At 74.0% G+C, this 26,270-nt stretch carries 28 protein-coding genes; 10 read left to right on the top strand and 18 right to left on the bottom strand.

What is annotated here, in order from left to right:
• Nucleotides 1-48: 48 nt before the first annotated feature.
• The 5 genes from ACI78T_RS15775 to ACI78T_RS15755 all read right to left on the bottom strand — a co-directional run bounded on the left by ACI78T_RS15775 (nucleotide 49) and on the right by ACI78T_RS15755 (nucleotide 4,191).
• Nucleotides 49-990 carry a DUF808 domain-containing protein gene (locus tag ACI78T_RS15775; protein ID WP_456559062.1) on the bottom strand — a complete coding sequence of 314 codons (942 nt, stop codon included), beginning with the start codon at nucleotides 988-990 and terminating at the stop codon, nucleotides 49-51.
• 87 nt (nucleotides 991-1,077) lie between these two features.
• The gene (locus ACI78T_RS15770) at nucleotides 1,078-2,220 is read right to left on the bottom strand and encodes an SIS domain-containing protein (RefSeq protein WP_456559061.1); all 1,143 of its coding nucleotides are present in this window, start codon (nucleotides 2,218-2,220) and stop codon (nucleotides 1,078-1,080) included.
• Nucleotides 2,221-2,244: 24 nt separating this feature from the next.
• Nucleotides 2,245-2,445 (bottom strand): Trm112 family protein, encoded by a 201-nt coding sequence (locus ACI78T_RS15765; protein ID WP_456559060.1) that lies wholly within the window; start codon nucleotides 2,443-2,445, stop codon nucleotides 2,245-2,247.
• Nucleotides 2,442-3,806, bottom strand: a complete 1,365-nt coding sequence (locus ACI78T_RS15760; protein ID WP_456559059.1) for a phosphomannomutase/phosphoglucomutase — start codon at nucleotides 3,804-3,806, stop codon at nucleotides 2,442-2,444. The genes ACI78T_RS15765 and ACI78T_RS15760 overlap by 4 nt, the downstream gene beginning before the upstream one ends.
• Before the next feature lie 34 nt (nucleotides 3,807-3,840).
• Nucleotides 3,841-4,191 carry a DUF3499 domain-containing protein gene (locus ACI78T_RS15755; RefSeq protein WP_456559058.1) on the bottom strand — a complete coding sequence of 117 codons (351 nt, stop codon included), beginning with the start codon at nucleotides 4,189-4,191 and terminating at the stop codon, nucleotides 3,841-3,843.
• 100 nt (nucleotides 4,192-4,291) lie between these two features.
• On the opposite strand from ACI78T_RS15755, the gene ACI78T_RS15750 reads away from it, so the two are divergent.
• From ACI78T_RS15750 to ACI78T_RS15740, 3 genes are read left to right on the top strand one after another with little or no spacing between them, the layout of a single operon-like run.
• A complete protein-coding gene (locus ACI78T_RS15750; RefSeq protein WP_456559057.1) occupies nucleotides 4,292-5,044 on the top strand; it encodes an SDR family NAD(P)-dependent oxidoreductase in 753 nt (250 codons plus the stop codon).
• A gap of 22 nt (nucleotides 5,045-5,066) precedes the next feature.
• Entirely contained in the window at nucleotides 5,067-5,534 is a 468-nt protein-coding gene (locus ACI78T_RS15745) for a metallopeptidase family protein (RefSeq protein ID WP_456559056.1), read from the top strand.
• A gap of 33 nt (nucleotides 5,535-5,567) precedes the next feature.
• Nucleotides 5,568-6,437: a hypothetical protein gene (locus ACI78T_RS15740; protein ID WP_456559055.1), complete on the top strand. Its 870-nt coding sequence runs from the start codon at nucleotides 5,568-5,570 to the stop codon at nucleotides 6,435-6,437.
• A 4-nt stretch (nucleotides 6,438-6,441) separates the two neighbouring features.
• On the opposite strand, the gene ACI78T_RS15735 is transcribed toward ACI78T_RS15740, so the two are convergent.
• On the bottom strand, nucleotides 6,442-7,248 hold the full coding sequence (locus ACI78T_RS15735; RefSeq protein WP_456559054.1) for a hypothetical protein: 807 nt from the start codon (nucleotides 7,246-7,248) through the stop codon (nucleotides 6,442-6,444).
• Between the two features lie 78 nt (nucleotides 7,249-7,326).
• Entirely contained in the window at nucleotides 7,327-7,581 is a 255-nt protein-coding gene (locus ACI78T_RS15730; protein ID WP_175527062.1) for a WhiB family transcriptional regulator, read from the bottom strand.
• Between the two features lie 345 nt (nucleotides 7,582-7,926).
• Here ACI78T_RS15730 and cofD point away from each other — a divergent pair, with 345 nt between their 5' ends.
• The 4 genes from cofD to rfbA all read left to right on the top strand — a co-directional run bounded on the left by cofD (nucleotide 7,927) and on the right by rfbA (nucleotide 11,486).
• Nucleotides 7,927-8,874 (top strand): 2-phospho-L-lactate transferase, encoded by a 948-nt coding sequence (cofD, locus tag ACI78T_RS15725; protein WP_456559053.1) that lies wholly within the window; start codon nucleotides 7,927-7,929, stop codon nucleotides 8,872-8,874.
• Nucleotides 8,871-9,932: a coenzyme F420-0:L-glutamate ligase gene (locus tag ACI78T_RS15720; protein ID WP_456559052.1), complete on the top strand. Its 1,062-nt coding sequence runs from the start codon at nucleotides 8,871-8,873 to the stop codon at nucleotides 9,930-9,932. The genes cofD and ACI78T_RS15720 overlap by 4 nt, the downstream gene beginning before the upstream one ends.
• An 11-nt stretch (nucleotides 9,933-9,943) precedes the next feature.
• Nucleotides 9,944-10,549, top strand: a complete 606-nt coding sequence (locus ACI78T_RS15715) for a dTDP-4-dehydrorhamnose 3,5-epimerase family protein (protein WP_456559051.1) — start codon at nucleotides 9,944-9,946, stop codon at nucleotides 10,547-10,549.
• Between the two features lie 73 nt (nucleotides 10,550-10,622).
• Complete coding sequence (gene rfbA, locus ACI78T_RS15710) at nucleotides 10,623-11,486, top strand: glucose-1-phosphate thymidylyltransferase RfbA (RefSeq protein ID WP_456559050.1); 864 nt, start codon at nucleotides 10,623-10,625, stop codon at nucleotides 11,484-11,486.
• Between the two features lie 10 nt (nucleotides 11,487-11,496).
• Here rfbA and ACI78T_RS15705 read toward each other — a convergent pair whose 3' ends face one another.
• Nucleotides 11,497-12,378: a dioxygenase family protein gene (locus tag ACI78T_RS15705; protein ID WP_456559049.1), complete on the bottom strand. Its 882-nt coding sequence runs from the start codon at nucleotides 12,376-12,378 to the stop codon at nucleotides 11,497-11,499.
• 8 nt (nucleotides 12,379-12,386) lie between these two features.
• A complete protein-coding gene (locus ACI78T_RS15700) occupies nucleotides 12,387-12,764 on the bottom strand; it encodes a DoxX family protein (RefSeq protein WP_456559048.1) in 378 nt (125 codons plus the stop codon).
• Between the two features lie 102 nt (nucleotides 12,765-12,866).
• Between ACI78T_RS15700 and ACI78T_RS15695 the strand changes: the two genes are divergently transcribed.
• Nucleotides 12,867-13,355, top strand: coding sequence for a MarR family winged helix-turn-helix transcriptional regulator (locus tag ACI78T_RS15695; protein WP_456559047.1), 489 nt, complete (start codon nucleotides 12,867-12,869; stop codon nucleotides 13,353-13,355).
• Here the strand turns inward: ACI78T_RS15695 and ACI78T_RS15690 are convergent.
• The 4 genes from ACI78T_RS15690 to ACI78T_RS15675 form a co-directional block, all read right to left on the bottom strand.
• The gene (locus tag ACI78T_RS15690; RefSeq protein ID WP_456559046.1) at nucleotides 13,352-14,254 is read right to left on the bottom strand and encodes a DNA-3-methyladenine glycosylase family protein; all 903 of its coding nucleotides are present in this window, start codon (nucleotides 14,252-14,254) and stop codon (nucleotides 13,352-13,354) included. The two genes, ACI78T_RS15695 and ACI78T_RS15690, sit on opposite strands and share 4 nt — an antisense overlap.
• 84 nt (nucleotides 14,255-14,338) lie before the next feature.
• On the bottom strand, nucleotides 14,339-15,886 hold the full coding sequence (locus ACI78T_RS15685; RefSeq protein WP_456559045.1) for a hypothetical protein: 1,548 nt from the start codon (nucleotides 15,884-15,886) through the stop codon (nucleotides 14,339-14,341).
• 247 nt (nucleotides 15,887-16,133) lie between these two features.
• Nucleotides 16,134-16,904: an SDR family NAD(P)-dependent oxidoreductase gene (locus ACI78T_RS15680; protein ID WP_456559044.1), complete on the bottom strand. Its 771-nt coding sequence runs from the start codon at nucleotides 16,902-16,904 to the stop codon at nucleotides 16,134-16,136.
• Between the two features lie 54 nt (nucleotides 16,905-16,958).
• Nucleotides 16,959-18,062, bottom strand: a complete 1,104-nt coding sequence (locus ACI78T_RS15675; RefSeq protein ID WP_456559043.1) for a glycosyltransferase family 4 protein — start codon at nucleotides 18,060-18,062, stop codon at nucleotides 16,959-16,961.
• Between the two features lie 305 nt (nucleotides 18,063-18,367).
• Between ACI78T_RS15675 and ACI78T_RS15670 the strand changes: the two genes are divergently transcribed.
• Entirely contained in the window at nucleotides 18,368-19,576 is a 1,209-nt protein-coding gene (locus ACI78T_RS15670; protein ID WP_456559042.1) for a hypothetical protein, read from the top strand.
• Between the two features lie 25 nt (nucleotides 19,577-19,601).
• On the opposite strand, the gene ACI78T_RS15665 is transcribed toward ACI78T_RS15670, so the two are convergent.
• The 3 genes from ACI78T_RS15665 to ACI78T_RS15655 form a co-directional block, all read right to left on the bottom strand.
• Nucleotides 19,602-21,935, bottom strand: a complete 2,334-nt coding sequence (locus tag ACI78T_RS15665; protein WP_456559041.1) for a hypothetical protein — start codon at nucleotides 21,933-21,935, stop codon at nucleotides 19,602-19,604.
• A 68-nt stretch (nucleotides 21,936-22,003) separates the two neighbouring features.
• Nucleotides 22,004-22,369 carry a DUF2304 family protein gene (locus tag ACI78T_RS15660; RefSeq protein WP_456559040.1) on the bottom strand — a complete coding sequence of 122 codons (366 nt, stop codon included), beginning with the start codon at nucleotides 22,367-22,369 and terminating at the stop codon, nucleotides 22,004-22,006.
• Nucleotides 22,366-23,034, bottom strand: coding sequence for a glycosyltransferase family 2 protein (locus ACI78T_RS15655; protein ID WP_456559039.1), 669 nt, complete (start codon nucleotides 23,032-23,034; stop codon nucleotides 22,366-22,368). The genes ACI78T_RS15660 and ACI78T_RS15655 overlap by 4 nt, the downstream gene beginning before the upstream one ends.
• 214 nt (nucleotides 23,035-23,248) lie before the next feature.
• On the opposite strand from ACI78T_RS15655, the gene ACI78T_RS15650 reads away from it, so the two are divergent.
• Nucleotides 23,249-24,226, top strand: coding sequence for an NAD-dependent epimerase/dehydratase family protein (locus ACI78T_RS15650; RefSeq protein WP_456559038.1), 978 nt, complete (start codon nucleotides 23,249-23,251; stop codon nucleotides 24,224-24,226).
• Here ACI78T_RS15650 and ACI78T_RS15645 read toward each other — a convergent pair.
• Nucleotides 24,217-25,314: a mannose-1-phosphate guanylyltransferase gene (locus tag ACI78T_RS15645; protein ID WP_456559037.1), complete on the bottom strand. Its 1,098-nt coding sequence runs from the start codon at nucleotides 25,312-25,314 to the stop codon at nucleotides 24,217-24,219. The two genes, ACI78T_RS15650 and ACI78T_RS15645, sit on opposite strands and share 10 nt — an antisense overlap.
• Before the next feature lies 1 nt (nucleotide 25,315).
• A complete protein-coding gene (locus tag ACI78T_RS15640) occupies nucleotides 25,316-26,251 on the bottom strand; it encodes a glycosyltransferase family 2 protein (RefSeq protein WP_456559036.1) in 936 nt (311 codons plus the stop codon).
• Nucleotides 26,252-26,270 lie beyond the last annotated feature (19 nt).

The following is a 26,270-nucleotide window of genomic DNA, read 5'->3' as shown; positions in this document are numbered from 1 at the left end:
CGACCGGCGGTCGTCGTGGCGAGAACCGGATCACACGCCCCAGCAGCCTCAGTGGGCCTCGGCCTTCTTCTTCCGGTGCACCGTCAGGTTCATCACCAGCACGATCAGCGCCCCGACCACGAGACCGAGCAGCGCGCTGCCGAGCGTGTTCACGATCCAGCCGACCACCCCGCCGAGGGCACCGGTGGCGTCGTGCGCCGCCTCCTCGAGGTGGTGGACGAACTCGTAGATCGGGTGGAAGCCCAGCTCGTCGGTGCCGACCAGGATGATGTGCCCGCCGACCCACAGCATCGCGACGGTGCCGACCACGGTGAGGACGCTGAGCAGCCGCGGCATCGCCTTGACCAGCCCGCGGCCGAACCTCGCCACCCCCGGGCTGGAGCGCTGGGAGAGGTTCAGCCCGACGTCGTCCATCTTCACGATGACCCCGACGACGCCGTAGACCAGCACGGTGATCCCCAGCGCGACGATCGCCAGGATGATCAGCCGGGAGACGAAGGCCTCGTCGACCACCTCGTTCAGCGAGATCACCATGATCTCGGCCGACAGGATGAAGTCGGTGCGCACCGCGCCGCGCACGATCGTCTTCTCGTCCGGGAGGGCGTCCTCCACCGAGGCGTGCGCCTCGCCGTGGCCGCTGAGCCGGTGCCAGATCTTCTCCGCGCCCTCGTAGCAGAGGTAGGCGCCACCGATCATGAGGATCGGGGTGAGCAGCCACGGCAGGAACTGGCTGAGCAGCATGATCGCGGGCAGGATGATCAGCAGCTTGTTGCGCAGCGAGCCCAGGGCGATCTTGCGGATGATCGGCAGCTCGCGGTCGGCGTTGAGCCCGTGCACGTACTGCGGCGTGACGGCGGTGTCGTCGACGACCACGCCGGCCGCCTTGATGCTCGCGCGGCCGGCGGCGGCACCGATGTCGTCCACCGAGGCGGCCGCGGCGCGGGCCAGCACCGCCACGTCGTCCAGCAGGGCCACGAGTCCACCCGCCACGGGAAGTCCTTCCGGTCGGTCAGCGCCGGTGCGCTGTCGCAGTAGATCGTCGCCTGTCCGGCCGCGCGGCGCGCGGCCGACGCGGGCTCAGGAGCGCAGCGCCCGCTCGTTGTCGAGGGCCAGCGCCAGGTAGACGGCGCTGAAGTCGGCCACCGCCAGCTGCCGCGCCAGGCGGGGCAGCCGGCCGTACCGGCCCGGGTCGCCGTGCTCGGCCAGCCCACTGACCGGGACGTTGTGCGCGGCCGCCGTCCGCAGGACCTCGTCCATGGCCACCGCCGCCGACCGCGGCTCCCGTTCGCCCGCCCCGTCGTGCCCGCCGGCGTCGGCGTCGCGGATGGTCAGCAACCGGAGCCGGCGGCCCTCGTCGTCGGCGCGGTCGCGGAAGAAGTCGTCGGCGTCCCGGGGCGCCAGCGGTCCGCCGAGCACGGAGCAGGCCGCGACCCGCTGGTCGGGCAGCCGGAACCCGGTGGCCGGCAGCCCGGCCAGCGTGGCCAGCTGGTCCACCACGCGGGTCGCCGCGGCACCCGCCAGGGGCCCCTCGGCCGCGACCACGGGCAGGGCGTCGAGCAGCTCCAGGGCCAGCGTCTTCGCCGGGTTGACGAAGGACTCCTGCGCCGGCCCGCACTCGGTCGCCACCTCGTCCAGCGCCGCGGCGATCGCCTCGGGATCGGCGGAGTCGGCCGGCAGCAGCCCCAGCTCGCGGGCGAGGAGGAGCATCGGCGTCAGCAGGGACCAGAGCGTCGTGTGCCGCACCCGTGACGCCGGCAGCGCCACGTACGGGGCCCGGGCCGCCGAGCAGGCGGCGCGCAGCGGCGAGTCCTCCGCCCCGATGCCGACCAGCGAGACGCCCCGCCGGGCCGCCTCGTAGGCGGGGGTGACGGCGTAGGTGCCCGCGCCGGTCCTCGTGGCCACGACCGCGATGTCACTGGGTCCGGTCCACACCGGCAGGGACGGCCCGGAGACGACCTCGACGGTCACCGGGCTGGAGGGCCCGAGCAGCGCGCGGAGCACCGACGCGGCCACCGCGCCTTCCCGCCGGGCGACGATCACCAGCCCCCGCGGGCGGCCGCCCTCCGTCACCCGGCCCAGACCCGCCTCCTCGGTGAGCCGCGCGGTCTCCCGGACCTGCGCGCCGGCTCCGGCGACCGCGGGCAGGAGGCCCCGGGGATCGCGGGCCCGCAGCAGGTCGAGGTCGTCCAGGACCTCCTCGGCGAACTCGGGCGTCGTCATCGGGCCGCTCCGGTCATCCCGCGCTCACGCGTCCCGGTGCCGGGCCTCGTCGAGCAGCAGGACGGGGATGCCGTCGCGCACGGGGAAGGCCCGGTCGCAGGTGGTGCACAGCAGCTCACCGGCCTGCTCGTCGACGGTGAGCGGGCTGTGGTGGGTGTCCGGGCAGGCCAGGATCGACAGCAGCTCGGGGTCCAGGCCCAGCGGGCCGGTGGACGACTGGGTCATGCGCGCACCATCTCCAGGATTCGGTCTCGGACGTCGGCCATCCGCGCCTCGTCGGGCGCCTCGACGTTCAGCCGCAGCAGCGGCTCGGTGTTGCTGGCCCGCAGGTTGAACCACGTGCCGTCGGGCAGCTGCACGGTCAGGCCGTCCAGCTCGTCGACGGTGACGCCGTCCTGCTCCTCGTACCGCGCGCGGACCTCCGCCACGCGCGCCGGGGCGTCGGCCACCGTCGAGTTGATCTCGCCCGACGCGGCGTACCGGCTGTAGGCGGCGGTGAGCTCGGACAGCGGGCGGGACTGCTCGCCCAGCGCCGCGAGGACGTGCATGGCCGCGAGCATGCCCGTGTCGGCGCGCCAGAAGTCGCGGAAGTAGTAGTGGGCGGAGTGCTCGCCGCCGAAGATCGCGTCGGTGCGGGCCATCTCGGCCTTGATGAACGAGTGCCCCACGCGCGTCCGCACCGGCTCGCCGCCGTGCTCCCGCACGATCTCCGGGACCGCCCGGGAGGTGATCAGGTTGTGGATCACCGTCGTCCCGCGACCCTTGGCCAGCTCGCGGACGGCGACCAGGGCGGTCACCGCCGACGGGCTCACCGGGTCGCCCTTCTCGTCGACGACGAACACCCGGTCGGCGTCGCCGTCGAAGGCGAGGCCGATGTCGGCCCCGTGGGCGGGGACGGCGGCCTGCAGGTCGACCAAGTTGGCCGGGTCGAGGGGGTTGGCCTCGTGGTTGGGGAACGAGCCGTCGAGCTCGAAGTAGAGCGGCACGACCTCCAGCGGCAGCCCGGCGAGCACGACCGGGACGGTGTGCCCGCCCATGCCGTTGCCGGCGTCGACGACGACCCTCAGCGGGCGGATGCCCGACAGGTCCACCAGCGAGTGCAGGTGCGCGGCGTACGCGGCGAGGACGTCCCGCGCGGTCACCGCACCCACGCGCCCGGGGTCGCGGTCGTAGGAGTCGCGCTCGGCCCACTCGCGGATCGTGGCCAGACCCGAGTCCTGGCCGATGGGGGCGGCGCCGGCGCGGCACATCTTGATGCCGTTGTACTGAGCGGGGTTGTGGCTGGCGGTGAACATCGCGCCCGGGAGGTCCAGGGAGCCCGATGCGAAGTAGAGGAGGTCGGTGGAGCCCAGCCCCGCCTCGACGACGTCGACCCCGCGGCTGATCACGCCCTGCGCGAAGGCGCGGGACAGCGGGACCGACGACTCCCGCATGTCGTGGGCGGTGACGACCGCCGTGGCGCCGCTGTCGGCGACCACGAACTCGGCGAAGGCGGCGCCGATCGCCCGGCTGACGTCCTCGTCCCACTGGTCGGGCACGACCCCACGGACGTCGTACGCCTTGATGATCGAGGAGAGGTCGCCCACGCCAGAACCCTAACGACGGGTCGGGCGGTCCGGCTCAGGTGAGGTCGGGAAGCACCCGGAGGTGGCCACGCCGCGTGCCGCTGCCGTCGTCGGCGGGGTCGCGCGGGGGCTCGGGCCGGGCCGCCTCGCGGACGGCGTCGGCCAGGGCGAGCAGGTCGTCGCCGGTCGGGCCGGCGTCGTCGAGCTCGATCTCGTGCCGGACGACCTCCCACCCGCGCGGCACGGTCAGCCGCTCGGCGTGGAACTCGCACAGGTCGTAGCTGTGCGGCTCGGAGAACGTCGCCAACGGGCCGACAACGGCCGTCGACTCCGCGTACACGTACGTCAAGGTCGCCGCTGCCGGTTGCGCGCAGCCGCTGCGCGAGCAGCGACGTGACTGCCTCACCACCGGTTCCTCACGCAGGCACAGTAAACCTGCGCGGCGGTCGGCCGCAGCAGGCACGCGGGGAATCGGGATCGGGCGCACCATCCTGCACGATGACCCCGTGGGCATCGACACCGGTCCGGTCCTCGTCCTGGGCGGCCGCAGCGAGATCGGGACGGCCGTCGCCGAGCGGCTCGCCGCGCGCGGGTGCACGACCGTCGTGCTGGCTGCCCGGCGGGCGGCTGACCTCGACGGACAGGAGGCGGAGCTGCGCCGCGCCGGTGCCGTCACGGTCGGCCGGGTGGAGTTCGACGCCGACGACCTGGGCCGCCACGAGGCGGTGCTGGCGGAGGTCGAGGAACGGTTCGGCACCCCCGCGACGGTGGTCGTCGCCTTCGGGATCCTCGGTGACCAGGCCGCGGCGGAGGAGGACCCGGCGGCCGCGCTCGCCGTCGTCCACACCGACTACGTCGCGCACGTGCACCTGCTGACCCTGCTCGCCAACCGGCTCCGCGCGGCCGGGCGGGGCACCGTGGTCGTCTTCTCGTCCGTCGCCGGCGTGCGGGTGCGTCGGGCCAACTACGTGTACGGGTCCGCCAAGGCCGGTCTGGACGGTTTCGCCAGCGGGCTCTCCGACGCGCTGGCGGGGTCCGGGGTCCGGCTGCTGCTCGTGCGGCCGGGCTTCGTGGTGGGCCGGATGACCGCGGGCATGCCGCCCGCACCGTTCTCCAGCACACCGGCCCAGGTGGCCGACGCCGTCGTCGACGCCCTGGCCCGCGGGCGCGGCGAGGTGTGGGTGCCCGCCGTGCTGCGCCCGGTCTTCTTCCTGATGCGGCTGCTCCCCCGGCCCGTGTGGCGCCGGTTGCCCCGCTGAGGGCCGTACGCTTCGTGCCGACATGAGCCGTCCACCGCGGAGTCCCCGCCGCTCCCGCCGCGACCGCCACGGCCGCGGCCTGCGCGGGCGCCTGGTCCCGGCCGAGGTGCCCCTCGCGCGCAGCCGCGCCGAGCAGTTCGACGACCTCGTCCTGGACGCCGTCGAGGACATCGAGCGCCGCTGGGAGCGGGAGCTGGCCGGTGTCGAGTTCGCGGTCGAGGACGTGCCCTGGGTCGAGCACACGAGCCCGGACGAGGTGGTCCTCGACGCCGACGTCCTGGACGACGGCTCGGTGCCGCTGGCCCGCGTGCTCCCCGGTCACCGCGAGAACGGCCGCGAGGTGCCGCCGCGGATCGTCGTCTACCGGCGGCCGCTCGAGATCCGCGCGCACGACCGCGACGACCTCGCCGAGCTCGTCCGCGACGTCGTCGTCGACCAGGTCGCCGTGCTCCTGGGCCGCGACCCCGAGGAGATCGACCCCACGGGCTGATCAGCGCCCGGGCCGCCTGGGATGCTGACCGCGATGGAGATCCCCGTGACGGCCGGGCCCTGGCTCGTGCTCGGCGTCGTCCTCGGGCTGCTCCTCCCGCTTCTCACGGCGGCGATCCTGCTGCTGGGCCGACGCCGGGGGGCGGCGCCCGTCGTCGAGGACGACCCCGGGGTCGACGACCTGCCGGGCTTCCTGGAGTCCCCGCCGGGCACCGGCCCGGCGCCCGACCCGCGCACCGGGTGGGCCACCCTGAGCCCACCGGCGCCCCCGGCTCCGCCGGCGCCCGTGCGGGACGACGGGACCCGCCGGGCGCTCGCCGCCATGGGCGCGACGGCGCTCGTGCTGATCGGCGCGGTCGCGGCGGTGGCCGCCGCCGGCACGACCGACGACGACGGGGCCGGCGGCGTCCGCGCGGACCGGGCCACGGCCCCGGCTCCGGGGACGACCGCGCGGCTGGCCTTCGAGGGCGTCGTCCTCGAGCGCCACCCGGTGGGCGTGACCGTGACCTACCCGCGGGTCGAGGTGACCGTGCGCGACGGCCGCGCCGCCGCCGAGGTGGAGTTGCCCACCTGGAACTGCCTGCGCGACAGCGCTCCGGCCGATCCGGTGGCGGCCGGCTGCTCCCGGTCGGTCGTCGAGCACGCGGAGCTGGCGTCCCCCGAGCTCGCCGTCGAGACCCACGGCGACGCCCTCACAGTCTCCGGCTCGTTCCCCGCGTCGCGCCGCTCGAACGGCTCACCGCCGTCGCCCACCGGCAAGGTCTACGAGATCGTGGTGGAGGTGGCACCCCGGGACGGCACCACCGGTGGCGGCAGCGAGCCGGCGACCGGGTCGCTGCGGCTGGGCGACGAGGGCGCGACCCCCAGCGAGGCGGGACCGAACGAGATCGCCTCCGCCGGCTGAGACCTCAGGGCCAGCCGCGGGCGGGGTCGGTCAACGTGACCACGGGCGCCCCCATGGCGGGGTCCAGCCCACCGACGTCGGACCAGCCCCACCAGGGCAGGCGGTCGCCGCCGTCGAGCAGGGTGAGCAGGGCGGCCCGCGGTTCCTCCCGCCCGGGCACGACGGCGATCTCCAGCTGACCGATCGCCGCGTGCAGGCGGCCGGCGGCGCGGAGGAAGACGCGATCGTCGCGGGGCAGGCGCGGCAGGAGGTGCGGCAGCCACCTCTCGAGCTCGCGGGGGTCGCGGCTGCGCAGCACCTCCCCCACGCCGTCCAGGCCGTCGACCGTCGCGGTGCTCCGGGCGTTGCCGATCATGCCGTCGGGGAGCCGGGCGGCCAGGGCGCGCGCCGTCGGGTCGCCGAGGGGCAGGCCGGTCAGCCGCAGCCGGTGCGGCCCGCGCAGGGTGCCCAGGAGCTCGCAGATGCCGGTGGCGAGCAGCTCCGCCGCCGACGGGTTCCGCGCCAGCAGCCGCGCCGGAGGCCGCCCCTGCGGCAGCGGGCCGGCGCCGTCCCCCAGCACCGTGACCAGGGTGACCGGGCCGCGGCGGCGCACGGTGAGGAACGCCACCGCCTCGGGACGGCCCTGCGCGTGCGGTTCCACCACGACGGCCACCGGCCGGCCGCCGCCCCGCCGGGCGGCCGAGGCGTTGAGGACCGCGGTCAGCCACGGCCCCCTGGCGGTCACCGGGGCGCGGAGATCGGCCATCAGCGGCGCCGCGGCGCGGACCTCCCGGACCACCCGGTCACGGCCGACGGCGATCCGCGTGAGCACCCCCGAATACGACCACAGCCGCCGACGGGAACCGTCGGCGGCTGTGGGACGACCCGAGGGGTCGGGTCGTGCGGTGGTTCAGACGGCGCGGCGGCGCAGCCGGCGGCGCTCACGCTCGGACAGGCCGCCCCAGATGCCGAAGCGCTCGTCGTTGGCCAGCGCGTACTCGAGGCACTGGGCCTTGACCTCGCAGCCGGTGCAGATCTTCTTCGCCTCGCGGGTGGAGCCGCCCTTCTCCGGGAAGAACGCCTCCGGGTCGGTCTCCGCGCACAGCGCCTGCTCCTGCCACGACTGCGCGTCGGCCTCCGCCCCGATGCCCAGCAGGCCGGCGATGCCCTGGTTCGCGCCCTGACCCAGGCCCGAGCCCGTCCCCGCGCCGAACCGGTCGGACCGGTCGTTGCCGCTGACGTAGTCGCTCAGCCACGAAACCTCGGCCATGGTGGTGCGTCCCCTCTCGCTCTTGTCCCGGTGCGCGGTTCCCGGGACGTTCCCGGACCGCCCTGCACTCGATGACATCGCCGGAATTACACGCGTGTCGTTGCCTGCCCGTCAACTTCGCCCGGTGTAAGCGACACGCCACACCAGCCCCATGCGTAACAGGCGTTCGTCAACTCTCGTCCCAGCCCCCGACACGCCCGTGGAACAGTCGACAAGTGCCTATCGGGCACCATGTCTTTCGTGCAGATCGTCGTGCTGGCCGGTGGGACCGGAGGGGCTCGTTTCCTGCGTGGTGTCCGCTGGGCGGCGCCCGAGGCGGAGATCACCGCCGTCGTCAACACCGGGGACGACGTGACGATGCACGGCCTGCGGATCTGCCCCGACCTCGACACGGTGATGTACACGCTCGGCGGCGGCATCGACGAGGAGCGCGGCTGGGGCCGGGCCGGCGAGAGCTGGACCGTGAAGGAGGAACTGGCCGCCTACGGGGCCGACCCCGACTGGTTCGGGCTCGGCGACCGCGACCTGGCCACCCACCTCATCCGCACCCGCATGCTCGACGCCGGCTACCCGCTCTCGGCGGTCACCGCGGCCCTGGCCGACCGGTGGCAGCCGGGCGTGACCCTGCTGCCGATGAGCGACCAGCGCGTCGAGACGCACGTGGTCGTGACCGACCCGGAGAGCGGGAAGCAGCGCGCCATCCACTTCCAGGAGTGGTGGGTCCGCCACCGCGCCGGCCTCGACCCGCAGGCCTTCGTCCAGATCGGGGTCGACGCCGCCCGCCCCGCCCCGGGGGTCGCCGAGGCGTTCGCCTCCGCCGACGTCGTCCTGCTGGCCCCGTCCAACCCGGTGGTGTCGATCGGGACGGTGCTGGGCGTGCCCGGGCTCCGGGAGGCGCTGCTCTCCTCCCCTGCCCGCGTGGTCGGCGTCTCGCCGATCGTCGGCGGGGCGGTGGTGCGCGGGATGGCCGACCGCTGCCTGCCCGCCCTCGGCATCGAGGTCAGCGCCGAGGGCGTCGGGCGCCACTACGGCGCGCGGGCGGCCGACGGCCTCCTCGACGCCTGGCTGGTCGCCCCGGACGACGCCGCCGACGTCCCCGGCGTCGACGTCCGGCGGGTGCCGCTGCTCATGTCCTCGCAGGAGGCGACGACCGCCCTCGCCCGCGCCGCCCTCGACGCCGCGCGGTGAGCGGGCTCCCCGCGGGACTCTCGGTCCTCCCCGTCCACGGGCTGCCCGAGTTCTCCCCCGGCGACGACCTGGCCGCCGCGGTCGCCTCCGCCGCGCCGTGGCTGGCCGACGGCGACGTCGTCGTCGTCACCTCCAAGGCCGTGTCCAAGGTGGAGGGCCGGCTCGTCCACGTCCCGCCCGGCGCCGACCGCGAGGCCCTGCGGCTCCAGACCGTCGAGGACGAGGCGGTGCGCGTCGTCGCCCGCCGGGGGCCGCTGGCGATCGTGCAGACGCGCCAGGGCTGGGTCGTCGCCGCGGCCGGGATCGACGCCTCGAACGTGGGCGTCGACGCCCTGGTGCTCCTCCCCGAGGACGCCGACGAGTCGGCCCGCCGCCTGCGCGACCGGCTGCGGGAGCTGCTGGGCGTCGACGTGGCCGTGGTGGTGAGCGACACCTTCGGCCGCACCTGGCGCGAGGGGCTCACCGACGTGGCGGTGGGCTCCGCCGGCATCCCGGCGCTGCTGGACCACCGCGGTGCCGTGGACGCCTATGGCAACCGGCTGGAGACCACCCGCGTGGCGCTCGTCGACGAGCTGGCGTCGGCCGCCGACCTGGTGAAGGGCAAGCTCGCGGGCGTGCCGGTCGCGGTGGTGCGGGGGCTGGCCGTCGAGCGGCCCGAGCCCGACCCGGGCACCCGCCCCCTCGTCAGGCTCCCCGCCGACGACCTCTTCCCCTACGGCGCCCGCGACCTGGTCGGCTCGCGTCAGCCCGGCGACGAGCTGGTCCCGCGGGCCGGCGAGCTCGCGGCGGTCGCTGCCGCGTTCCGCGTCGCCAGCGCCGCCCTGCCGGAGTTCCCCGTGGTCCTCCGGCACGGCGGCGAGGGCGACGGCGTGGTCGACGTCCACCTCTCCGACACCCCGAACCTGACGACCGCGCTGAACCTCGGCGCGCTGCTCGGGGCGGCCGTCGTCCAGCTGCACGCGGAGGGCTGGACGACGCGCTGGGAGCCGGTGGGGACGCCGGGCGGCTCGTCACTCGTCGGGAGGTTGTGGCTCGGAACGCCTCCGGCGGTTCTATAGCGTTCACGGACGTGCAGATCCGCGAACTCGCCGTGCCGGACAGCTACGTCCTCGACCTGGTTCCCCACGGCGACTCCCGCGGCCGGTTCACCGAGTGGTACCGCGCCGACGTGCTGAGCGAGGCCGTCGGGTTCGGGCTCGCCCTCGCCCAGGCCAACCACAGCGTCTCCGCGCGCGGCGCGCTGCGCGGCGTCCACTTCGCCCTGGTCCCCCCGGGACAGGCCAAGTACGTCTACTGCCCCGCCGGCAAGGTGTTCGACGTCGTCGTCGACGTCCGGGTGGGCTCTCCGACGTTCGGCGTGCACGACGCCGTGCTGCTCGACAGCGAGGAGCCGCGCGCGGTCTACCTGTCGGAGGGGCTCGGGCACGCGTTCGTCTCCCTGGCGGAGGCCAGCTCGGTGACCTACCTGGTGTCCACCGGCTACTCCCCCGGCCGCGAGTTCGGCGTCCACCCGATGGACCCGGACCTGGACCTGCCGTGGCCCACCGACCTGGAGTTCGAGTTCTCGGCCAAGGACCAGGCTGCGCCCACCCTCGCGGAGGCCCGGGAGCAGGGTCTGCTGCCGACCATGGAGCAGTGCGCGGCGCGGTACGCCCAGCTGCGCGGGCAGGTCTGACCGGTCCCCCCTTGTAGGGAGGGCCTCCCCGCGGGGGCCGGGCCGGCACCCGTTCCCCCGATACGGTGACTCGGTGCGAGGCATCATTCTGGCGGGCGGGACCGGGACCCGGCTGTTCCCCATCACGCAGGCCGTGAGCAAGCAGCTGATGCCGGTCTACGACAAGCCGATGATCTACTACCCGCTGTCCACGCTGATGATGGCCGGCGTCCGCGAGGTGCTGATCATCACCACCCCGGGCGACCAGGCGGCGTTCCGCGCCCTGCTCGGCGACGGTTCACGCCTGGGCATGCGCATCGAGTACGCCGTGCAGCCGCACCCCGAGGGGCTGGCGCAGGCCTTCCTCATCGGTGCCGACTTCCTCGCCGGCGAGCCGGCGGCGCTCGTGCTCGGCGACAACATCTTCTACGGGGCCGGGCTCGGGACCGCGCTCAGCCGCCTCCCCGCGCCCGCCGGCGGGCACGTCTTCGCCTACCACGTCGCCAACCCGCGGGAGTACGGCGTCGTGGAGTTCGACGACGCCGGCCGGGTGATCTCCATCGAGGAGAAGCCGGCGGAGCCGAAGAGCTCCTACGCGGTGCCCGGCCTCTACTTCTACGCCGGCGACGTGGTCGAGGTCGCGCGCGGGATCACGCCGAGCGCCCGCGGGGAGCTGGAGATCACGGCGGTCAACGAGCACTACCTGCGCGAGGGGCGGCTGACCGTCACCGCCCTCGACCGGGGCACCGCCTGGCTCGACACCGGCACGTTCGCCTCCCTGCGCCAGGCGACGGAGTTCGTCTCGGTGGTCGAGGAGCGGCAGGGCCTCAAGATCGGGTGCATCGAGGAGGTCGCCTGGCGCAACGGCTGGCTGGACGACGACGGCCTGCGCCGCGCCGCCGAGCCCCTGGGCAAGAGCGGCTACGGCGACTACCTGCTGGGGCTGCTCGCCTCCTGACCGCGCGCGGTCAGGCGACCTCGAACGACCGCTTCGACATGCCGATCATGTAGCCGTCGATCGTCGTCCGGGCCGGGGCCGTCGGGTCGGTCGCGGCGCCGAGCGTGATGAACAGCGGGATGTAGTGGTCCACCGTCGGGTGGGCGTAGGGCATGCCCGGCGCCTTCGACCGGTAGGAGCACAGCTCCTCGACGTCCCCGGCCTCGAGCGCCTCGGCGGCCCAGGCGTCGAAGTCCGACGACCACGACGGGACGACGCCGTCGACCACCATCTCCCGCGTGACGAACGGCAGCCCGTGGGTCATGAACCCCGAGCCGATCACCAGGACGCCCTCCTCGCGGAGGGCCCGGAGCCGGGCGCCGAGCGCCATCAGCCGGGCCGGGTCCTGGGTGGGCAGGCTCATCTGCAGCACCGGGACGTCGGCGTCGGGGTACATGACCTTGAGGGGCACCCAGGCGCCGTGGTCGAGGCCCCGGCCGCGGTGCTCGTGCACCGACTCGGTGTCCGGCAGCACCGCCAGCACCCGCCGGGCGAGGTCGCCCGCGTCGGGGGTGTCGTAGCGCATGGAGTAGTAGCGCGGGTGGAAGCCGCCGAAGTCGTAGACCGGCGTCGTGTGCGCCTCGGTGTTCGACAGGCTGAGCGGCGCGGACTCCCAGTGCGCCGAGACGATCAGGATCGCCCGCGGCTTGGGCATCGACTGCGCCCAGCCGAAGAGCTGCCGGATCCAGACGGGATCGTCGAAGAGCGGCGGCGCACCGTGGCTCAGGTACAGCGCCGGGAGCGCGCCGTCCTCGGGCGTCCAGACGCGCTGCGCGGCGCTGGCCGCCGACGCGGAGGGCAGGAACTCGTCGAAGGCACCGGCCGGGACGACCGGGCGCAGGGGGGAGGTCACGGTGCTCCTCAGGCGGTGAAGGACCAGGGGCCGAACCGGCCCCAGGCGACGACGAGGGCGAGCACGAGCAGCACGGCGTTGACCGCGATCATCGCCGTCTCCTTGCGGCGGGCGTGCGTGATCGCGGCGCCGAGCATGAGGGCGACCAGGCCGACGGCGGCCAGCGGCACGAGCACCGGGACGACGTCGAGGGCGGCCGGGAGGACGAGGCCGATCGCGGCGAGCACCTCGAGCGCGCCGATGAGCTTGATGACGCCGGGCGGGAAGTCCTCGACCCAGCCCATGGTCGTGGCCAGCTCGTCCTTCGGCCGGACCAGCTTGGTCAGGCCGGCGCCGAGGAACGCCAGGGCGAGCAGCCCGGCGAGGATCCAGAGGACGACGTCCATCGCGTGCTCCTGTCTCGATGCCCCACCCTTTTGGTTGAAGCGTCAAGCGGGACCGTAGGCGCGAACCATTGAAGCGTCAAGTGTTCGGGTACGCTGGTCCGCGTGTCGACGACGGGAGCGGGCGAGCCGCGCTGGCTGGACGCGGACGAGCGTGCCGCCTGGCTGAGCCTGGCCGGCGTCGTCACCCTGCTCCCCGCCGCGCTCGACGCCCAGCTGCAGCGCGACGCCGGGCTGAGCCACTTCGAGTACATGGTGCTGGCGATGCTGTCCGAGCGGCCGTCCCGCACCGCCCGCATGAGCGAGCTCGCCGCCCTGGCCAACGGCTCCCTCTCCCGGCTCTCGCACGTCGCACGCCGGCTCGAGGACCAGGGCTACCTCGTGCGGGAGGCCTGCGCGGAGGACCGGCGCGCCACCAACGCCGTCCTCACCGACGCCGGGTACGAGAAGGTCGTCGCCACCGCCCCGGGGCACGTGACCGCCGTCCGCGAGCTCGTGTTCGACGCCCTGGACCCGGAGCAGCGCGAGCAGCTGCGCGGCATCGGCGACCGGATCCTCGGCCGGGTCAACCCCGGCGGTTCCTGCCCGCGCTAGATCGAGCGGTAGTCCGTCGGGGCGAACCGCGGACCCCGGCGCGGGCGGCGTGGCCCGCCGGCCAGCAGCAGCCGCACGACCCGCTGCCGGTGGCCGCGCCACGGTTCGAGCAGCTCCAGCATCCCGGCGTCGTCGGTGTTCCGGCGCCCGGCCAGCGCGAAGCCCACGATGTTCTTCAGGTGGTAGTCGCCGACGCTCACGGTGTCCGGGCAGCCCAGCGTCCGCTGGACCACCTCGGCCGCCGTCCAGACGCCGATGCCCGGCACGGAGCACAGCCGCTTCTGCAGGGACGCGGAGTCGCCGGCCGCCTCCGGCTCCAGCCGGGAGGCCACGGAGGCGACCGCGCGCAGCGCCCGGCGGCGGGCCCCGTCGAGGCCGCAGCGGTGCCACTCCCAGTCCGTCACCTCGAGCACGCGCTGCGCCGACGGCGGCACCCGCATCCCGTCCGGCGCGGGCCCCGGCGCCGGCTCACCGGCCAGGCGGAGCAGCTCCCGCCACACCCGGTTGGCCTCCACCGTCGTCACCTTCTGCTCGAGGACCGCGGGGGCGAGCGCGTCCCACGTGCGGCCGGTGCGGCCCAGCCGCAGCCACGGCGTCCGGCGGTGCAGGTCCCCGACCAGCGGGTGGCCGGCCGGGTCGAAGTCGCCGGGGCGGTCGGCGGCTCCCAGCCACCCCGGCGCCGCGTCGGCGGCCCACTCGGCGCCCGGCCCCCACGCCGAGATCCGCACGGCCCCGTGCCGCATCGCGATCCGCACGCTGGCCGGCCCGTCCGGCGTCGTCGTCGTCCGCCACAACCCGTCGTCGGCGATGCGGAACGTCGGGTCGCCGGTCCCCCGCCGGTTCGGCGACAGGCTCCGGACGACGTCGAGCGGCCAGTCCGGGCGGAACTCCGACTCCACGGCGGTGACCGGGACGGTGCTGGTCAGGACGTTCCCCTCGGCGGTGCGGTCAGGTGCTCGGGCGCGTCGCCGCGCCGGCGCCGCTCAGTGCGTGCGGCCGACCGCGTCTCGTGCCGTGACCGATCCTCGCACCACGTCCGGTGCGGACGGCGTCCGAGGACGGGGGACGTCGGAGGTCTCGCCCTCGGCGGACGCCTCCGGGGTCACCGGCCGCGTCCGGACCCGGTCGGCCAGGAGGAGGAGGCCCGCGACGCTCACCGCGATGGCCGACCAGTAGACGTACCGGTAGTCGAAGCCGATGACGGTCGGCAGGTACGTCGCGATGTAGATCACCGCGGAGACCCCCAGCGCCACGACGACGCGGGCGTGCTCGGACGACGCCCTCCGCCGCCACGCCACCCCGGTCACGGCCAGGCCCGACAACAGCCAGAACCACGGCTTGAAGAGGAAACCGAAGCTGCTGGCCGAGAACGCCACGTAGGTCTCGACGGCATCGCTGGCGAGGTTCCGCTCGAACGCCAGGCCCTGGGGATTGGCGTCGATCCCGTGCCAGTAGACGAACGACTCCGCCGGCGGGGTGTCGAGGAAGTCGGCGAAGACCGAGAGCCGGAACTCCGCGTAGCGCAGCGGGTGCTCGGCGATCCCGCGCAGGTAGAGCCCGCGCAGGTCGTCGTAGTCGCTGCGGAAGAACGGCGGGATCTCCAGGGTCGGGTTGGCGCACCGCCAGGTGTAGTTCACCGCGAGCTGGTCCGGCGGGCACAGGTCGGCGAGGGACAGGAGGTACCGCTTCAGCTCGGGCCTGACGTCCGCGGAACGGAGTTCGTCGACGGTGTACACGTGCATGACGTCGTCGAGCATGATGCTGGCGGCCGGGTGGGTGGCCTCGACGGGGCGGATCACGTCGATGAGAGGTGTCACGACCACCGCGGCGAGCACCGCCACGCCGGCGAGCAGCACGCGCTTGCGCCGCCTCGTCCCGGCCGAGGGCCAGGTGATGAGGAACAGGATCGGGATGATCGCGGGCAGTGCGTTGTAGCGGACCGCCCCGGCGTAGGCGAGCAGTGCCAGGGCCCCGGCGACCGCTGCCCAGCGGAGGGACCGGCGTCGGACCCCACGCCGGACGAAGAGCAGGAGCACGACGGCGCCCAGCAGGGCGAACGCGAGGTGGTCGTCCTTCCAGATCACCGCCGAGATGTTCGCGACGTAGGGCAGCAGGCCGAGCACCAGGGGCAGCAGCGAGAGCCCGCGGCGGCCGGTCACCCCGTGCACGTACAGCGCGAGCGCCGTGAGGCTCGACCAGAGGACGGCGAGCTGGACCAGGAGCATCGAGCCCACGGTCTGGAAGGAGACCTTGAGCAGCAGCCACCACAGCGCGGTCATCACCGGGGGGTGCCAGTCGTTGAGCCGCGTCGTGTCCAACGCCTGCGTCAGCTGCTGGACCGAGTCCGTGGACATGAAGCCCGGGTAGAAGGCGACGGTGTTGACCGCGAGGAGGAGTGCGCCGAGTCCGACGAGGACCCACCGCCAGTCGGGCGCGGGACGTCGGCCCGCGGTCTCGCGGACCTTCCTCCGGACCGGGGACGGGGCGAGCTCGCGCTCCGACCGCGGGGTCGGCAACGGGGGCAGATCCATGGATCCGGGGCGCACAGCCGGCGCGTCGGACAGGGGGAGCATCGGGATTCGCCGTCCTCTTCGCCGTCGATGCGCGCGGCTGCACCTTCCCGGCGAAACCCCCGGCGGCGCACCTCGCCCTGAGTGAGCGTGCAGACACCGAATGTAGGTTGGCGCTGGTCGCCGCAGCCACCGGCGAGGCCCCGCCCGGCACACCCGTCACACGGTCACCGCGGCCCCCACCGACGAGCTCAGGGCAAGGTCGGCGTCAGCGCGGCGCCATCCGCAGCGCGCCGTCCATGCGGATGACCTCACCGTTGAGGTAACCGTGCTCCACGATCGCGAGCGCCAGCTCGGCGAAGTCGCTCGGACGGCCCAGACGCTTCGGGAAGGGGATGCCCTCCGACAGCGCCGTCCGTGCCTCCGCCGGCAGACTGCCCAGCAGCGGGGTGTCGACCAGCCCGGGCGCGATCGTGCACACGCGCACCCCGACCGAGGACAGGTCGCGGGCAGCCGGGAGCGTCATCCCGACGATGCCGCCCTTGGAGGCGGCGTACGCGACCTGGCCGATCTGCCCGTCGTACGCCGCGATCGACGCGGTGTTCACGACGACGCCCCGCTCGCCGTCCTCGCCCGGTTCGGTCGCCGCCATGGCCGCGGCGGACAGCCGCAGCACGTTGAAGGTGCCGATCAGGTTGACCGAGACAGTGCGCGTGAAGGCCCCCAGATCGTGCGGCTCGCCGTTGCGCCCCACGGTGCGCTGCGCCCAGCCGATGCCGGCGCAGTTGACGGCGATCCGCAACGGCCGGTCCTTCTGCGTGGCCTCCGTGATCGCCGTCTGCACCGACGCCTCGTCCGTGACGTCCGTCCGGACGAACGTCGTGTCCCCGCCCAGCTCGGCGGCCAGCCTCTCGCCCCGCTCCTCCTGCAGGTCGAGGATGGTCACGGCCGCGCCCCTGGCCACCAGCGCTCGCGTGGTCGCCTCGCCGAGCCCGGAGGCTCCTCCGGACACCACAGCCGCCACGTCGTAGGTCTTCATGACAGCGGACGGTAGCGGCCCGCGCGGTGGACGCGTGCAGCCGACCGGACCGGGTCAGCCCTCGTCGTCGACGAGCCGCAGGAGGCGGTCCACGACCGGTGGCCAGGTGTAGGTGGAGCTGACGCGCCGCCGCAGGGTCTCGCCCGCCTCGCTCGCGTCCGCCGGCCGCTCGGCCAGCGCCTGCAACCGCGCAGCCGCTTCGTCGAGGCCGTCGACCCGCCATCCCCCGCCGTCCTCGAGCAGTTCGCGTGTGCCGCCCACCGGGAAGCAGAGGACGGCGCAGCCGGCGGCCCCGGCCTCGAGGAGGACGGTGGGGAACCCCTCCGACTCCGACAGGCAGAGGGCGACGTCGGCGTCGGCGAGCAGTGCCTGGACCTCCGCGTGGGGCAGCGGCCCGGTGACGGTCACCGGACGCGACGAGGCTCGCGCGGCCCTGTCCACCGCGGCGGCGAGCGACCCCCCGCCGCACACCGTCAGCTCGACCTCCACGGACGCCGGCAGCCGGTTGACCAGCTCGATCGCCTCCAGGGCCCCCTTCCCCGGTTCCAGACGCCCGACCGACACCACGCGCAGGGGCCCCGGCCGCCGCTCGCCGCGCGGCGGGGAGACACCCTCCACGGCGTTGCCGACGCTGGCCGTCGTGCGGACGTGCAGGTGCGCCAGCCAGGCGGCGGCCTCCTCCGACACACCGGCGGCCCTGCTGACGACCCGCCGCAGCCTCGCGGCCAGGGCGTGCTCGTAGGCCGCGACCCCCCAGTCGGCGAGGGCGCTACCGGCCGCGACGTGGTCGCAGCCGTGGTTGAGCCAGACGGTGTTCCGGTCACCGACGGCGCGGGCGACCATGAGACTGGACACGAAGAGGTGCGAGTTCACCAGGGTGAAGTCGAACGTCGTCCGGCGGATCTCCGCCATCACCGCCGCGTTCCCCGGCGTCCGCCGGGGGAAGGGCAACCGGCCGGCGACCATCCGCGACTCCAGCGCGTGCAGCCGCTCCCCCGACGGTCCCGCAGTCCGCTGGAGGGACTCCGGGTCCGTCGCGCAGTGGACGACGTCGACCTGCCATCCCCTGCGGACCAGTTCAGCGGCGACGCTGGCGCTGAAACGCTCGATCCCCCCGGGGTGCGGTGGGTAGTAGGGCGCAGCGATCAGTGCGCGCATGTCGTCCTTCGCAGAGCTGGCGAAGCCGTGGAGACGCCCTCGGAGCCCGTCCGGGGGTCAGCAGGCCGCGGGTCGATGAGGGGCGCAGCTGGTGAGCGGCGGCCCGAGCTGCGCCAGCCTACCTGCCGGCGCCCCGGCGCCCGGCGTCCCGGGCGGCGGGTCCGCCCGTGGTGGTGGGCCGCACCGGGTACCGTGTGCGTCCGCGCGGCCGCCCCCGGACCGCAGTCGCAGCACCGGCCCCGCCGACGACCTCCGGCTGGTCGAGCACCACGGAAAGCGACGATGCCCCCGATGGCCCTCCTCCTGTGAACCGGTCGACCCTGGCCATCTCGTCCGTGACGGGTGGGCTGAGCAGCGCGCTGCTCCCGGTGCTCGCCGTCTTCCTGCTCCCCGTCGCGGACTACGGCGCGTTCGCCCTGGTCTACCTGCTCTTCGCCGAGGGCTGGTCGATCCAGCTCTCGGCCGTCTGCGACACGTGGGCGAGGCGGCGCGCCGCCGGGAGCTCGGCCGGCACGTGGGGTGACTACTCCCGGGCCCTCGCGGTGCTCAGCGGCGCCGTCGCGCTGCTCACGCTGGTGGTCGGGTGGTGGGTGTACGAGTCGTCCCTGCTGGGCGCGTCCATGGCGCTCGCGGTGGGGGCGTCCCTCTACCGCCAGGGCGCCCGCTACCACCACGCCGTGGAACACGGCCCCGGGTCCGTCGTGCCGTCCGACGTCGTCGCGGTGCTCGGCCTGGTGGCCGGGGTCGTCGGCCTCGGCGCCTCCGGCCAGCCGCTGCTCACGTCGCTCCTGCTGGCCTGGGCGGTGTCGAGCCTCGTCGCGGCTGCCCTCTTCCTGAAGGGCGCGCGGCGTGGCCGCGGGCCGGTGGCCTGGTACCGGCGCAACGCTCCGACCGTGCGCGTCCTGCTCGGGGAGTCCCTCCTGATGGACCTCGGCGCGGCAGGGACCCCGCTCCTCGTCGCGCCGGTGCTGGGGCTCTACCGGTTCGGCATCTACCGGAGCGTCTCGAGCCTCTCGGTGCCCCTCCAGCTGCTGATCGACCCCGTGCGGCCCTACCTCTCCCAGATCGGCATGGCGCGCCTGGTCCGGCCGCCGGTCCTGGGCACCCTGCTCGCAGCCGCCACGGCCCTCGGGGTAGCGGGCTACGCGGTGCTGGCGCACGCCGTACCGGCGTTCCTGTCGTTCAGCCCCGTCCTGGTGGCGCTGAGCGACTTCGCCTTCCCGTGCGCCCTGTTCCTGGGCTTCCAGTTCCTGACCTACGTCATGAACATCTTCGCGCGCATGCACGTGAGCCACCGGCGCCTCCTCGTCGGCCGCTCGGTCCACACGGTCTTCGCCGTCGCGCTGCCCGTGGGGGGCGCGGTGCTCTGGTCCGTGAGCGGGGCCATCTGGGGATTCGTCGTCTCGACGGCGCTCACGGTGATCATCTGGAGCGGCCTCCTGGTGAGCGGGGCCCGGGAGGACCGGATCGCCGCGTCGCGGCCGGAGCTCCCCCGGGATGCCGTCGGCGGATGACCGGCGCCACCACCGCCACCCGCCGTCAGGGCAGGAGCTCGAACCTGTTCGGGTAGCCGGCGACGGTGGGGTCCAGGGGTGGCCCGTCGACGACGACCCTGATGAAGATCCCGCCGGGCTCGACGTCGTCGATCGTGCGGACCTCCCCGTCGGAGAACCGGATGGCCCCGGCCGACTGCAGGTCGTCCTGGTTCACCAGCGTGTTGGGCACGAGCAGGACGGGCTCGGTCCTGGACACCCCGGCCGTCCAATCCCAGTCGGAGTAGATCGCGGGGGTGCGGAAGAGCCGGCTGAAGAGCTCCATCGTCCGGGCGCCGTCCGGGACGGCGACCGACGACGCCGAGCACGAGTGCAGCGCCGTGAGCCCGGCCGCCCTGTCCGGGACGTCCCGCAGTGGGAGGCGCGTCGTCCCCGTGCCCGGCTCGTTCACCACGACCGGGATCCGCTGCATGGCCGCGCCGGGGTCGAGGGCGACGAAGCCCTCGCCGGTGAGCACCATGTTGATGTTGTTCTGGACCATGGTGTAGGCCCGCGCGTTCCGACCCGGTCCGGTGTACCGGAGCGTCACCTCGTACATCCCCGCCGACGGGGCGTCCAGCTCGATCCCGGAGCTACCGACCCGGCAGGGCGTCGACGTCCAGCGCACCGGTTCGTCCCGCTTCCAGACGAGCGTGTTCGGCGACGTCTGCTCGGGGGCGTAGCCCTGGAACAGCGTGCGGTAGAACCACCAGTTCGCGCTGAGGTTCCAGGTGATCCACTCGTCCATCTGGGGTGCGGTCGTCACCACGACGTCCGGGCGCTCGGCCATCCGGTCCGCGAAGACCTCGCGCTGGCTGCCGACGGCGGCGATCACGGAATCGAAGGGCAGATCGGTCTTCGAGCCGGTGAGCGCCCCGGCGAGACCCATGTACTCCTCCACGACGGCCGCGTCGCGGTCCCGGAACTCGTCGACGTGCTCGACGAACCTGCTGTCGAGGAATCCGCCCAGACGCGGCTCGAAGGTGTAGGCCGGGTCGGCCACCAGGGCCCTTCCGGCCGCGCGCCCCGCCGTCACCGCCGCCCGGTCCACCAGCACGAGCGTCACGACGAGCGAGACGACCACGGCCACCCGGAGCCCCGCGGCGACCCGTCCCCCGAGGTCCGGGTGCAGCGAACGGGCCGCACGGACCAGGAGCATGGGCAGGAGCCGCGCCGCCGCGAGAGCGGTGACGATGTACCCCCAGAGCACGAAGGCCCAGAAGTAGGTCCCCGAGTGCCCACCGAACGTGCCCACGACGCCACCGAGGAACAGCGTCGTCCCCGTGTAGGCCAGGAGGAGGGCGGCCAGGTCCCGGCGCCAGGCGGCGTGCGCCAGCACGGCGGCGAGCACGACCAACGGGTAGACGGCCGCCTCGCCCGCCATGATGCGGAGGAGGTCGCCGACGGAGTACACCCTCGACGCCTCGTCCCAGGGGCCGAAGTACCAGAACTGGTCGCCCCGCACGTCCGAGAAGTTGTACCGCAGGTACGTGACGAAGTGCCCGGCCGTCGCACCGAACCCGGCGGCGACGTAGGCGAGGACCGCAGAACCCCCGAGCAGGCCGATCGCGAGGACCCGCCTCTCGCCCCGCGCACCGAGGACGTGGAGACCCAGCACGGCGAGGAGCAGCCCGGCCGACACGAGGCCGTAGTCGTTCGACCACAGCGCCCCGACGACTCCCGCGCAGGCACCGACGACCGCCGAGCGCGTCCGCAGGCGCCATCCGCTGCCCATGACCAGGTAGGCGATCCCCGCCAGCGCATAGGGGGCGAACGTGCGGATGGGGCGCAGGCTCGTACCCGGGTCCCCCGCCAGCGCGACCAGACCCAGGCACCCGCCGCAGGTCTCGTCGAAGGAGAGCAGGTTCTGCCAGGACAGCGACGCGATCTCGAGGACGAGGACCGGCACGGCCGCCGCCCAGGCGAACACCCACGCCGAGCGGCGCCGGAACACCAGCGCCGCCAGCACGCCGAAGACGATCTGCAGCGCGACCAGCGTCGTGAACCGCGCGGCGAACACCGTGGCGGCGAGATCGCCACCCCGCAGCTCGAACACCGGGTAGAGCAGGGCCACGGGGGCGATGCCCAGGTACGGGAGGAAGTCCCTGCCGGGCCACTCGCCGGCACCGAGGCGGAACAGCCCGCTCGCCGTCTGGAAGGCGCCGTCCAGGTGCATCGTGGGGAGGACCCGCTCCCACTCGCGCGCGTAGGCCAGCGGGATGGCCAGGTCGAGCGCGATCAGCAGGAGCAGCGCCGCCCACCGGGTCGCGGGATGCCGGACGACCGTCCTGACACGTCCGGGGCGCCGATGCCCGTGGTCCTGCTCGGGCGCAGCCGTCATTGCCGTGGGTACCTCGAAGTTCTGGTTGTGGCGATCCGGGGCGGATCGGGACGGCGCCGTCGAGTCGGTCAGCGAGCGCCGGGTCCGCGCCCCTGCCCCTGCGCGAGCAGGCGGGTCTCGGTCTCGGCGAGCGCCACCTCGCGGGCGAGCCGCACGAGGCGTCCCTCCTGCTCGCGGAAACGCGCCGTCGTGCTCCCCACGAAGTACATGATCACGATCGCCAGGACGTAGAGCAGCAGGTCGGTCCCGCGGTCGACGCCGACGAAGTCGGCTGCCTCCTGGAGGATGTCCGGGAAGATCACGGCGAGGACGCCGGCCAGCACCGTCAGCCCGGCGACGATCTTGCGGCGGGCCTGCCCACGGAGCGAGGCCCTGGACCGCAGCGACAGGACCACCGCCAGGACGACCGCCGGCACGAGCAGGAACTTGATCACGGCCGGCTCCAGTGGCTCACGCGGTGGGCCAGGATGTCGCCCAGGATGTTCACGCTGTTGAGCAGCGGCTGCCCCTTCGCCCTCGAGTACTCCGTGTACAGCACGTGCACCGGGTACTCGGCCAACCGGTAGGTCGGCTGGGTGAGGCACTGCTCCAGCTCGCTCGCGTGCGCCATGCCGGCGAAGGCGAGGTTGATCCGGGCGGCGACGTCGCGGCTCATCAGCCGCAGGCCGTTGTGGGCGTCCGTGAGCTGGTGGGCGCTGCCCCGGTTGAAGACCTTGGTCGCCGTCTTGAGGATCAGGCGGCGGAGCCGGCTCATCTCGGTCTTCCCGTCGAGGAAGCGGGAACCGAGGACGACGTCGTAGCCACCCTCCTCGGCCTTGGCGATCATGCCCAGCAGGTCGGAGGCCTGGTGCTGCCCGTCGGCGTCGAAGGTCGCGACGTACTTGGCGTCGGTGAACCGCATCGCCGCCTCGAAGCCGGTCTGCAGGGCACCACCCTGGCCGAGGTTGATCGGGTGGGACACGCGGATCCCCCCGGCGGCGTCGATCTCCGCCGCGGACCCGTCGGAGCTGCCGTCGTCGACCGCGATGACCGTCAGCCCGAGCTGCACGAGTTCCGAGATGACCCCACGGACGACGGGCGCCTCGTTGTACACGGGCATGACCACCACCGTCGGGGGGAGCGTGCCACCCACGGAGCCCGCATTCCACACTGTGCTCATCACCGGGAATGGTAAGGGGTTTCGGTGCGGGAACATTCCGTTCAGCCGATTCGCCGCCTCTCCCATCCCGGTCATCGCACACGCCCCACGCGTTCGGCTCCGGGGCGGTGGACGCGCGGTCGGGCCCGATTCCGCTCCCTCTACAGTGACCGGCGTGCAGACCGACGAGGGCGCTCCGTCAGCCACGGACCTGCTGATCACCGGCGGCGCCGGGTTCATCGGCTCCAATCTCGCTCGCCGCGCCCTGGCTGATCCCCGGGTCGGCCGGGTCGTCGTCCTCGACGACTTCTCCACGGGTTCGCAGGAGAACCTCGAGGGCCTCGACGTCGAGCTCGTCGAGGGATCGGTGACCGACCCGGCTGCTCTCGCGCGGGCGGTGGCAGGCGTGGACGCCGTCGTGCACCTGGCCGCCCTCGCCAGCGTGCCGGCCTCCATCGAGGACCCCGTGGGATGCCACGAGGCCAACGCCACGGGCACGCTGCTGCTGCTCGAGGCGTGCCGTCAGCACGGCGTGCGCCAGGTGGTCGGGGCCTCGTCGAGCGCCGTCTACGGCTCGAACCCGGCACCTCTCAAGTCCGAGCGGGAGTGGGTCCGGCCGCTGAGCCCGTACGCGGTGAGCAAGCTGGCCACCGAGCAGTACCTGCTCAGCTACCAGGACTGCTACGACTTCTCGACGGTCGCCTTCCGGTTCTTCAACGTGTACGGGCCCGGGCAGCCGGCCGATCACGTGTACGCGGCGGTCATCCCGCTCTTCGTCGACGCATTGCTGGGTGGCCGGCCGCTCGTCGTCTTCGGGGACGGGCAGCAGACCCGTGACTTCATCTTCGTCGGAACGGTCTGCGAGATCCTCCTCGACGCGAGCCTGCGCCGGCTGAGCCACCCGGAGCCGGTGAACGTCGCGCTCAACACCGAGACCTCGCTGCTGGAACTCATCGAGCGGCTGCAGACGGTCAGCGGGCTCGCCACGGACGTCGAGTTCCGCGCCCCGCGGCCGGGGGACGTCCGCCACTCGCGCGCCGACGACACCCAGCTGCGCGCGCTGTTCCCGACGCTGTCGCCCGTGCCGCTCCTGGAGGGGCTGGGTGCCACCCTCGAGTGGTCACGCAGCCGGCGCTCGGCGAGTCAGGCGTAGCGACTGCCCGTCCGGGCGACGACCTCCGCGAGGAGCTCCTTCACCCGCTCGGCCTCCGCGACCGGGCACACCATCGTGACGTCCGCGGTGCGGACGACCACGCTGTCCCGGACACCCACCAGTGCGACCAGGTGGTCGGGGTCGGTGCTGAAGATGATGTTCCCGGACGAGTCGAGCGTCACGGCGAGCCCCCGGACGGCGTTGCCACCGACGGCATCCAGGGTGTGGGCGAGGGCGGGCCAGGAGCCCACGTCGAGCCAGTCGACGTCGAGCTCGGCCACCAGCACGCGCCCCGGCTCCCGCGCCGCGGGTTCGAGCACCGCGTAGTCGACGCTGATCCCGGGCAGGCTCGGGAACACCTCCTCGAGGGCGGCGTCGCGCGCGGCACCTCGGGGCTCCGCGACGATCCGGTCCAGTCCGGCTGCCGTTTCCGGCAGGTGGTCGCCCAGCGCGTCGAGCACCGTGCGCGCGCGCCACACGAACATCCCGGAGTTCCAGAGGTACTTCCCCGACGCCAGGTAGGCCTCGGCCGTGCGCCGGTCGGGCTTCTCCCGGAAGGACGCGGCCTCCGCGACGCCGGGCACCACCGTCGCCGATCCCCGCTCCACGTAGCCGAACCCGGTCGCCGGGGCGGTCGGGCGCACGCCGAGGGTGACCAGGGCGTCGGGCCGGACCGCCAGGGCGTCGTACGCGGCGCCCACCGCGGCGGCGAACCGGTCCACGGGGCGGACGACGTGGTCAGCGCTGACCACCGCCAGCTCGGCGTCGGGATCGACGTCGGCGACCAGCGCGGCCGCCAGGCCCACGGCGTTCGCGGTGTCCCGCGCCACGGGCTCCAGGATCAACCGCTCCGCCTCGAGGGCGGGCAGCGCGTTCCGGACCTCGTCCCCGTACCGCGCCGCCGTGCAGACCCAGATGTTGCCGGCGGGGACGACGGCCTGCATCCGGACGAACGCCTCACGCAGGAGGCTGTGGGCGCTCCCGTCCGGCCCGGCGACGACGGGCAGGAGCTGCTTGGGCAGGCCGGATCGCGACAAGGGCCAGAGCCGGGTCCCCGACCCACCGGCCATGATCACCGCGTGGCGCACGTCAGCTCCTGGAGCGGGCCGCGCGGGCCCCGCCGGACAGCTCGGCGGCCCGCCGCTGGAACGGCGCACCCGCCGCCACCCGGCCGCTGACGTACGACAGCAGCATCCGGGCGCCGAGCCCGGCGCGCACCCCGGCTCGCAGGAGGAGGTACCGGCGTCCCGCGTACTGCCGGCAGAGGTAGCGGATCGCACTCGTGTGGTGCACGCGCTGCATGCGGTGCGGCGTCCGGCGGGTCGCGTGCCCACCCTCGTGCACGACGACGGCGGACGGGGCGTAGACGTGCAGGTACCCCTTCCGGCTCAGGCGCTGGGCGAGGTCGACGTCCTCGAAGTACATGAAGTAGCCCGGGTCGAAGCCGCCGACGGACCAGAAGGCGGCGATGTCGACGAGGAAGCACGAACCCGAGAGCCAGCCGGCCGTGCGCTCGCGAGGAGCCTCGCGTTCACGGCGGTAGCGCGCCGTCCAGGGATTCGCCGGCCACACCCAGCCGAGCAGGGCATGCCCGAGGCCGGTGGACAGCTGCGGCAGGTCCCTAGCTGACGGGTAGAGCTCACCGTCGGGCGTGCGGATCGCCGGCCCGACCGTGGCCGCACGAGGCCAGCGGGCCGCGACGGCCAGCAGTTCGTCGACCGACCCTGGCTCGAACTCCACGTCGGGGTTGGCGATCAGGGCGTACCCCTCGCGCAGCCCGGCGAGGCCGACGTTGGCTGCGGCGCCGTAGCCGACGTTGCCCCCGGTGGACACCAGCCGCACCCACGGCATGCGCTCCGCCATCTTCTCGGGGACGCCGTCGGTCGAGCCGTTGTCGGCCAGGACCACCTCGAGATCACGGGTCGTGGCAGCGCCCAACGACTCCAGGAACCTCTCGAGGGCCGGACCCGGCGAGTACGTGACGGCGACGACTCGCAGCGGGACGCCCTCCGCACGCTCGCTCACGGGGAGGACTCTAGGAGGT

Source organism: Blastococcus sp. SYSU D00922, assembly GCF_054050495.1.
The sequence above is the reverse complement of the archived record's forward strand: the minus strand, read 5'-3'. Positions and strand labels throughout refer to the sequence as shown.

Bases quoted from the DNA above. Each gene is read 5' to 3' on its own strand.
- ACI78T_RS15770 (WP_456559061.1), bottom strand. From the start codon at position 2,220: ATGACGACGCCCGAGTTCGCCGAGGAGGTCCTGGACGACCTCGACCTG.
- ACI78T_RS15765 (WP_456559060.1), bottom strand. From the start codon at position 2,445: ATGACCCAGTCGTCCACCGGCCCGCTGGGCCTGGACCCCGAGCTGCTG.
- ACI78T_RS15745 (WP_456559056.1), top strand. From the start codon at position 5,067: ATGAGCCGTCCACCGCGGAGTCCCCGCCGCTCCCGCCGCGACCGCCAC.
- ACI78T_RS15740 (WP_456559055.1), top strand. From the start codon at position 5,568: ATGGAGATCCCCGTGACGGCCGGGCCCTGGCTCGTGCTCGGCGTCGTC.
- ACI78T_RS15700 (WP_456559048.1), bottom strand. From the start codon at position 12,764: ATGGACGTCGTCCTCTGGATCCTCGCCGGGCTGCTCGCCCTGGCGTTC.
- ACI78T_RS15685 (WP_456559045.1), bottom strand. From the start codon at position 15,886: ATGGATCTGCCCCCGTTGCCGACCCCGCGGTCGGAGCGCGAGCTCGCC.
- ACI78T_RS15680 (WP_456559044.1), bottom strand. From the start codon at position 16,904: ATGAAGACCTACGACGTGGCGGCTGTGGTGTCCGGAGGAGCCTCCGGG.
- ACI78T_RS15675 (WP_456559043.1), bottom strand. From the start codon at position 18,062: ATGCGCGCACTGATCGCTGCGCCCTACTACCCACCGCACCCCGGGGGG.
- ACI78T_RS15665 (WP_456559041.1), bottom strand. From the start codon at position 21,935: ATGACGGCTGCGCCCGAGCAGGACCACGGGCATCGGCGCCCCGGACGT.
- ACI78T_RS15655 (WP_456559039.1), bottom strand. From the start codon at position 23,034: ATGCCCGTGTACAACGAGGCGCCCGTCGTCCGTGGGGTCATCTCGGAA.